General features: G+C 72.2%; 9 protein-coding genes. 4 read left to right on the top strand and 5 right to left on the bottom strand.

Going from position 1 to position 7641, the window contains the following annotated elements:
• Positions 1–1068 (bottom strand): histidine kinase (locus KBX53_RS36995; RefSeq protein WP_210859959.1); only part of this gene is annotated, 1068 nt, incomplete at its 3' end.
• Between the two features lie 167 nt (positions 1069–1235).
• Between KBX53_RS36995 and KBX53_RS15315 the strand changes: the two genes are divergently transcribed.
• Complete coding sequence (locus KBX53_RS15315) at positions 1236–1907, top strand: DedA family protein (RefSeq protein WP_036411517.1); 672 nt, start codon at positions 1236–1238, stop codon at positions 1905–1907.
• On the opposite strand, the gene KBX53_RS15310 is transcribed toward KBX53_RS15315, so the two are convergent.
• A complete protein-coding gene (locus KBX53_RS15310; protein ID WP_030332161.1) occupies positions 1882–2520 on the bottom strand; it encodes a TetR/AcrR family transcriptional regulator in 639 nt (212 codons plus the stop codon). The two genes, KBX53_RS15315 and KBX53_RS15310, sit on opposite strands and share 26 nt — an antisense overlap.
• Before the next feature lie 67 nt (positions 2521–2587).
• Between KBX53_RS15310 and KBX53_RS15305 the strand changes: the two genes are divergently transcribed.
• The 3 genes from KBX53_RS15305 (at position 2588) to KBX53_RS15295 (ending at position 6013) form a co-directional block, all read left to right on the top strand.
• Entirely contained in the window at positions 2588–3040 is a 453-nt protein-coding gene (locus KBX53_RS15305; RefSeq protein WP_030332160.1) for an SCP2 sterol-binding domain-containing protein, read from the top strand.
• A gap of 1 nt (position 3041) precedes the next feature.
• Positions 3042–4256, top strand: coding sequence for an acyl-CoA dehydrogenase family protein (locus KBX53_RS15300; protein WP_210859957.1), 1215 nt, complete (start codon positions 3042–3044; stop codon positions 4254–4256).
• Positions 4257–4450: 194 nt separating this feature from the next.
• The gene (locus tag KBX53_RS15295; RefSeq protein ID WP_210859961.1) at positions 4451–6013 is read left to right on the top strand and encodes an AMP-binding protein; all 1563 of its coding nucleotides are present in this window, start codon (positions 4451–4453) and stop codon (positions 6011–6013) included.
• Positions 6014–6032: 19 nt separating this feature from the next.
• Here KBX53_RS15295 and KBX53_RS15290 read toward each other — a convergent pair whose 3' ends face one another.
• The 3 genes from KBX53_RS15290 to KBX53_RS15280 all read right to left on the bottom strand — a co-directional run.
• Entirely contained in the window at positions 6033–6818 is a 786-nt protein-coding gene (locus KBX53_RS15290) for a hypothetical protein (RefSeq protein ID WP_030332155.1), read from the bottom strand.
• Positions 6811–7332 carry a SigE family RNA polymerase sigma factor gene (locus KBX53_RS15285; RefSeq protein ID WP_030332153.1) on the bottom strand — a complete coding sequence of 174 codons (522 nt, stop codon included), beginning with the start codon at positions 7330–7332 and terminating at the stop codon, positions 6811–6813. The genes KBX53_RS15290 and KBX53_RS15285 overlap by 8 nt, the downstream gene beginning before the upstream one ends.
• Before the next feature lie 61 nt (positions 7333–7393).
• Positions 7394–7641: phosphoribosylglycinamide synthetase C domain-containing protein (locus tag KBX53_RS15280; RefSeq protein WP_305797948.1), on the bottom strand; the 248-nt coding region annotated here is incomplete at its 5' end.

Raw genomic sequence — 7641 nt, 5'->3', positions numbered from 1 at the left:
CTCCACCCGCTCACGCAGCCCGAGCAACCCCTGGCCGGCACCGGGCAGCGCCGTCCCACCCTCGGACGGACCGTTACGGACCAGCACCTCCAGCCCGTCGGGCAGGTAGTGCAGGCCCACGACGGTCTCGGCGTCGGCGGCGTGCTTGCGCACGTTCGTCAACGCCTCCCGGACCACCCGGTACGCGGTACGCCCCAGGGTCGCCGGTAGCGCCGTCGGCACACCCTCGTCCTGCCGGGACACCCGCAGCCCGGCAGCCCGGGACTCCCCGATCAACTCGTCCAGCGCGTCCAGTCCGCGCTCCGGCAGCACGGCCGGGCCGGCCTGTCGCAGCACGCCCAGCACCTCACGCAGGTCGGTGAGCGCCTGCCGCCCGGTGGTCCGGATCAGCGCGGCGGCCTCGACTGTCGCCGGGTCCACGGCGGTCACCTCCAGCGCGCCGGCATGCACCACCATCAACGAGACGCGATGCGCCACCACGTCGTGCATCTCCCGGGCGATCCTGGTCCGCTCCTCGGCACGGGCCTGGTCGGCGCGGGCCTCCTGCTCGCGTTCCAGCCGCTCGGCCCGGTCCCGCAGTGCGGCGAGGGTGTCCCGGCGCGCCCGCACCCAGAGGCCGAAGACCAACGGAAGCCCGACCAGACCGGCGGCGAGGATCAGCACGTTGCCGCTGGTGGCGGTGGTGATCCGGCGGGTGCCGCCCACCTCCAGCCCGACCAGCACCCCACCGGCGAGCACCACCGCCGCACCGGCGAGGTAGCCGGCGAGCCGTCGACCGCGCAGCCGCAGGCCCGCCTGGTACGAGGCGACCACCCCGGCCGCAGCGGCGGCGAGCACCAGCCAGCCGACCGCCGCGACCAGGAACAACGGCCAGCGGCGCGTCCGGATCATGCCGGCGGCCCAACCCGAGGCGACCGCGAGGACGAACGCGACGACGCCCGGCAGCGGGGAGCGGACGCCGATGTCGCCGGTCGAGCTGGCCCAGACGGCTGCCGCGACGGTGACGGCGAGCAGCACCGAGGCGTACCGCTGGACGGCCCGCCGGACGGCGACGGCGCTGGAGGCCACGCTGCGAGCTTAGGGCTCGGCGGCCGGATCGAGGCGTCCCGCGCGGTCAGACCGGGGTGGCGTGAGGGATGACCCCTACCTGCCGTCGGGGCCGGATGCGACCTAAGTAGTGGGGCCCGGTTGACCACTGGCCGATGGCGGCAGCCGCCGCTCCCACCAGCATCAGGATCATGGATCTACTCGACCTGCTGCACGAGACGATGTCCTCGCCCTGGGTGTACCTGGCGATCTTCGCGATCGCGGTGCTCGACGGCTTCTTCCCGGTGGTGCCGAGCGAGACGGCGGTGATCACCGCTGGAGTCTTCGCGGCCTCCGGCGCGCCGTACCTGCCGGCGGTGGTCCTGGTGGCCGCCGCCGGGGCGTTGGTCGGCGACCACGTCTCGTACGCGATCGGACGGGGCGGTGGCGCGCGGCTGCTCGACCGGCTGCCGCCCGGAAGTCGACGCCGGGCCGCGGTCGACCGGGCCCGGCGGGGAATCGCGACGCGCGGCGGGCTGATCCTCACCGTGGCCCGCTACGTGCCGGGCGGCCGGACCGCTGTCACCCTCACCATGGGCGCTGTCCACTATCCCCGGCGACGCTTTCTGGCCTTCGACGCGCTCGCCGCAGGGTCGTGGGGGCTCTACTCGGCGCTGGTCGGCTATCTGGGCGGGTTGGCCTTCGAGCAGGACCCGCTGCGTGGACTCCTGCTCGGTCTGGGCCTCGCGCTGACGGTGACGGTGGTCGTCGAGGTGGTGCGTTGGCTCCGCGGGCGTCGGCGGCGTGCGGCGCGGGCCGACGAGTCGGGCGGCGACGCGGTCCGCGCCGGGGCCGTCAGTCGACCGGCGGACGCCAGGTGACGCCGTGCAGGAGTTGGGCGGCACCGAGCCAGGCCACGTTCATCATCCGGGTGGCGGTCTTCTCCGGGTCGGCGTCCGGGTGGTCCGCGAGCCAGTCGGCCAGCGACTCGGTCGCGCCGACCAGGGCGTACGCGACGACCTCCAGGTCGAGGGCGGCGATCTCGCGGCCCTCGGCGCGCAGCGCGTGGTCGAGCATCCCGGCGACCACATCGACCAGCCGGGCCCGCATGGTGGCCAGCTCGCCGGCGAACGGCTGCTCGCCCCGGGCCTGCCGGTAGAGCACCGCCCAGCCGTCCCGGTGCGCGCCCACGAAGCCGAAGAACGCCCTCAGCCCGCGCCAGAGCCGCTCGTCGGCTGGCAGGTCGGGGGCCGCCGCCCCGGCGATGGCCTGCATCATCCGGGTGCCCTCCCGGTGCAGGCAGGCGACGAAGAGCTCCTCCTTGGTGCCCAGGTACGCGTAGACCATGGGTTTGGAGATGCCGGCGTCCTCCGCGATCTCGTCCATGCTGGCGGCGTGGAAGCCGCGTCGGGAGAAGACCTTGACGGCCGCGTCGAGCATCTGCTGCTCGCGGACGGCGCGTGGCAGGCGCTTGAAGGCGGGAACGGTGGACACCTTGCGAGCATACCTACTCGTGCGTAGGGTTACGCGCGAGTAGCCAAATCTTCGGAAGGCGCACCTGATGACTGACTTCGACCCGGCCACCTTCGCCAACGTCGGCCCCAAGGAGTTCGCCCAGCTGGTCAAGTCCACCCCGGACGACAAGATCGCCCAGGTGATGTCCGGTGACATGCGGGACAAGGTCCTCGGCGAGGTGTTCGGTCGGATGCCGTCGCTGTTCCGCGCCGACCGGGCCGGTTCCACCAACGCGGTCATCCACTGGATCATCACCGGGCGGCCCGACGGCGGCAGCGACACCTACGAGGTGGTCATCGCCGACGGCACCTGCGTCGTCAACGAGACCCCGCAGCACGACCCGAAGCTGAGCCTCACCATGGGCCCGGTCGAGTTTTTGAAGATCGTCTCCGGTGGCGCCAACCCGGTGATGATGTTCATGACCGGCAAGCTGAAGGCGAAGGGCGACCTCGGCCTCGCCGCCAACATCGCCAACCTGTTCGACATCCCCAAGGCCTGACATGGCTGAGTTCTCGCTCGACCTGAACGAGGAACAGCGGGATCTACGCGACTGGGTGCACGGCTTCGCCGCCGAGGTCGTGCGCCCAGCCGCCGCCGAGTGGGACGAACGCGAGGACACCCCGTGGCCGGTGATCCAGGAAGCCGCCAAGGTCGGCCTCTACGGCTTCGAGTTCCTCGCCACCTGCTGGGCCGACCCGACCGGGCTCTCCCTACCCATCGCCAGCGAGGAACTCTTCTGGGGTGACGCCGGCATCGGGCTGAGCATCTTCGGCACCTCCCTCGCCGTCGCCGCCATCTACGGCGCCGGCACCCCCGACCAGATGGTCGAGTGGGTGCCGCAGTGCTTCGGCGACGTCGACTCGCCGGCCGTCGCCGCGTTCTGCACCAGCGAGCCGGAGGCCGGCTCCGACGTCGGCGCGATGCGCACCCGGGCCGTCTACGACGAGGCCACCGACGAGTGGGTGCTCACCGGCCAGAAGGCGTACGCCACCAACGGCGGCATCGCCGGCGTGCACGTGGTCACCGCCTCGGTGGACCCCACGCTCGGCTCGCGCGGCCAGGCGGCGTTCGTCGTACCGCCCGGCACCCCCGGCCTGGCCGCCACCCGTAAGCTGCGCAAACTCGGCCTCCGCGCGTCCCACACCGCCGACGTCTTCCTCGACAGGGTACGCGTCCCCGGCCGCTGCCTGCTCGGCGGCAAGGACGCCCTCGACGAACGGTTGGCGCGCGCCCGCTCCGGGCAACGGGCCAGCGGACAGGCCGCGATGCGCACCTTCGAGTTGTCCCGACCCACCGTCGGCGCCCAGGCGCTCGGCGTGGCCCGCGCCGCCTACGAGTACGCGCTGGACTACGCGAAGGACCGGGTCCAGTTCGGACGCCCGATCATCGAGAACCAGGCGGTCGCGTTCGCGCTGGCCGACATGCGGATGGAGATCGACGCGGCGCGGTTGCTGGTCTGGCGGGCCTCCTGGATGGGCCGCAACAACCGCCCGTTCACCGCCGGCGAGGGCTCGATGTCCAAGCTCAAGGCCGGCGAGGTGGCGGTCTCGGTCACCGAGAAGGCGGTGCAACTGCTCGGCGGGGCCGGCTTCCTGCGTGACCACCCGGTCGAGCGCTGGTACCGGGACGCCAAGATCTACACCATCTTCGAGGGCACGTCGGAAATCCAACGACTGGTCATCTCCCGGGCCATCTCCGGGATGCAGATCCGCTGACCGCCGTCGGCCCGCCCGCCCGCGGGGCGGTCGGGCCGACGCGGCCCGGATTCCACGATCTGTGCCGTCTTCGTCACCCCACGCCGACGCCAACTGGGCCCTCAGCCGCGCCCAGTGCATGATCAAAGAAAGAAGCCCTGATGGACGGGGTAGCCGCTGCCCCGTCCGCGTACCACCCCAAGGAGGTCTGCGGCATGGACCTGCCGTTCATCGTCGCCACGCTGACCCGTCGTGGGCTGCTCACCCCCGGCAGCCCGATCCGGGTCGCCTCGCAGCTCAACGCGTTGCGGACGTGGGGGTGGAGCCTGGCAGGCGAGCTACGCCAAGCAGCCGCCCGGGACCCCGGCCGTCCAGCCGTCATCGACGAGGACGGCGTCGAGCTGACCTACCACGAACTGCTCGACCGGGCCGAACGGATGGCCCGCTCGATGCGGGCCGGGCTCGGCGTACAGGCCGGCGACCGGATCGGCGTGCTCTGCCGCAACCACCACGGGCTGATCGAGACCATCGTCGCCGCCACCCTGCTCGGCGCCGACGCCGTGCTGGTCAACACCGGGCTCAGCGCCGCTCAACTGGGCACCGTCACCGAGGAACAGCGGCTGCGGCTGCTCGTGCACGACGACGAGTTCGCCGAGCGCGTCCTCGGCCTCCCCGCCGAACTGACCCGCCTCGACGAACGCGCCCGCGAGGAACTGGTGGCCGGGGCGCTCCCGGGCGACCTGCACCCGCCGGAACGCGACGGCCGGATCATCGTGCTCACCTCCGGCACCACCGGCACGCCCAAGGGCGCCCGACGGCCCACGCCCGGCGGCTTCGGCCCGCTGGTGTCGATCATCGACCGCATCCCCCTGCACGCCCGGGACCGGGTGATGATCGCCGCGCCGATCTTCCACACCTGGGGATTCGCCGCCCTCCAGGTCTGCCTGGCGCTGCGAGCCACCATCGTGCTGCACCGTCGCTTCGACCCGACCGCCACGCTCGCCGCCCTGACCGCGCACCGGTGCAACGCGCTCTTCGCCGTACCGGTGATGCTGCAGCGACTGCTGGAGGTGCCCCCGCCGGACCCGCGCCCGCCTCTCACCGTGGTCGCGGTCAGCGGCTCCGCCCTGCCCGGCGGGCTGGCCTCCACGTTCATGGACGTCTACGGAGACGTCATCTACAACCTCTACGGGTCCACCGAGGTCTCCTGGGCCTCCATCGCCGACCCCCGGGACCTGCGCCAGGCGCCCACCACCGCCGGTCGTCCACCGCACGGCACCAGACTGCAGATACTCGACGACGACGGCCAACCCGTGCCGGACGGACAGGTCGGGCGGATCTTCGTCGGCAACGAGATGCTCTTCGAGGGCTACACCTCCGGTGCCAACCGGGAAACCCGCGACGGCCTGCTCGACACCGGCGACCTCGGCCGGCTCACCGCCGACGGTCTGCTCTTCGTCGACGGCCGGGCCGACGACATGATCGTCTCCGGCGGCGAGAACGTCTTCCCGTCCGAGGTGGAGGACCTGCTCGCGCAACTGCCACAGGTCCGCGAGGCGGCAGTGATCGGCGTGCCCGACCCCGAGTACGGCCAGCGCCTCTCCGCGTTCCTCGCCCTGCACCCCGGGGAGACGCTCGACCCCGAGGCGGTACGCGAATACGTCAGGCACTTCCTGGCCCGGTTCAGCGTGCCCCGGGACGTGATCTTCGTGAAGTACCTGCCCCGCAACGCCACCGGGAAGGTGCTCACCCGGGAACTCCGCCGCTACTACGGCTGACGGTTGGGAGGCGCGTCGCTCACGGGTACAGGTTGAAACCCGGCCACCGGCCAATGGTCACCAGCTGATCCTCGGTTAGCAACAGCTGGTCCACGGACGCACCGGGTTGATCCAGCTTGACCACCACCGTTGTCCCATCGGGACGCAGCACCGTCGCGGTAAGGGAGCCGGCACCCGCCGAGTCGGCATCGGTACCCGAGGCCGCCTCGGTCCCGTCCGGGAACCGCTCGACCGAACAGTCGTTACCGGACGGGCCGGCCCGGCATCCAAGAACCGCCCCGAGGGTCGGACGCATCCCGATGACCAGATCGCCCTGGTCACCACCCCTGGACAGCTTGACCGTCACCCCGTAGACGTACCCCGTTATCGTGCGCTCGTACGACAGCTGCGGCAGCGGACACCCGGGCACCCCCGAATCGACAGTCAGCTCACGAGGCAGGTTGACGCTCAGGGCGGTGCGCAGCGCCACGGTCAGTCGGACCACGGCGGCGGCCGGCGGCTCCGACGGGAACGGGTGCGCCGTGCCGTACCGCTCGAACGGCGGCTCGGACCCGCCGGCAGACGCGTTCGGCTGGGCACAGAGTGACGGGCCGGTGTTCGCCGTCGGCTCCCGCGCGTCCCGGTACGGTCCGGTGACCAGCGTCGACGTCAATGCGATCATCGCCACGGCAACCCCGGAGCCGGTCAACGCCCACGCCCGGTGCTGGCGGCGACGCCGGTCGGCCAGGATCAGTTCGTCCACGTCGATCCGAGTCGGCGGCGCCTGGGCGACCGCCGCACGCAGCTGGTCGTGAAGCTCATCCATCGTTGCGTACCTCCTCGACTCGATCCGGCATCGGGGCGAGGCGGGCTCTCATCGCCTCGATACCACGCGCCGACTGGCTCTTGACGGTGCCCGGAGTACAGCCGAGTTCCTGCGCGGTCTCCTCGACGGACAGGTCGCAGAAGTAGCGCAGCACGAGGACCGCACGGCGACGCGGCGGCAGCTCGGCCAGCAGAGCGAGGATGGTCAGGCGGTCCGCCGCGCCGTCGGTGCCAGTGGCCGCGACCGCGCTGTCCGGCACCTCGGCCCAGGCGGCCTCCCGCCGCCACGGCCGACGCCGCTCGTCCAGCCAGACCCGCAGCAGGGTCCGCCGGACGTACGCGTCCGGGTTGGCCATGACTGATACCCGCGACCAGTGCCGGAGCAACTTGACCAGCGCCGTCGACACCAGGTCGTCGGCCGTGTGCCAGTCACCGCAGAGCAGGTACGCCGTGCGGCGCAGCGGCTCCAGCCGCGCACCGACGTAGTCGCGGTAACCCTCGACATCGACCGGCATTCCGGCCACCCCCTCGTCTCACCGCTCAAACGGCGGCGGGGCGGCCGGGGGTTGCCCGGTTTCAGCCGGGAATCGTGATCCGGCCGTCGATGGCGGCGGCGGCAATGTCGGTGCGGTGCTGCGAGCCGGCCAATTCCACCCCGTCCACCAGCGCGTACGCGGCGTCCCGCGCGGCGGCCAGGTCGGCGCCGGTGGCCGTACCGCAGAGAACCCGGCCGCCGGCGGAGAGCAACGCGCCGTCGCTGGCCCGGCGGGCGGTGCCCGCGTGGATGATGCCCGGAGCCTCCGCGCCGGTGTGCACGTCACCGG

The organism is Micromonospora sp. M51 (assembly GCF_018070305.1).
GTDB classification, from domain to species: Bacteria; Actinomycetota; Actinomycetes; order Mycobacteriales; family Micromonosporaceae; genus Micromonospora; species Micromonospora parva.
The sequence above is the reverse complement of the archived record's forward strand: the minus strand, read 5'-3'. Positions and strand labels throughout refer to the sequence as shown.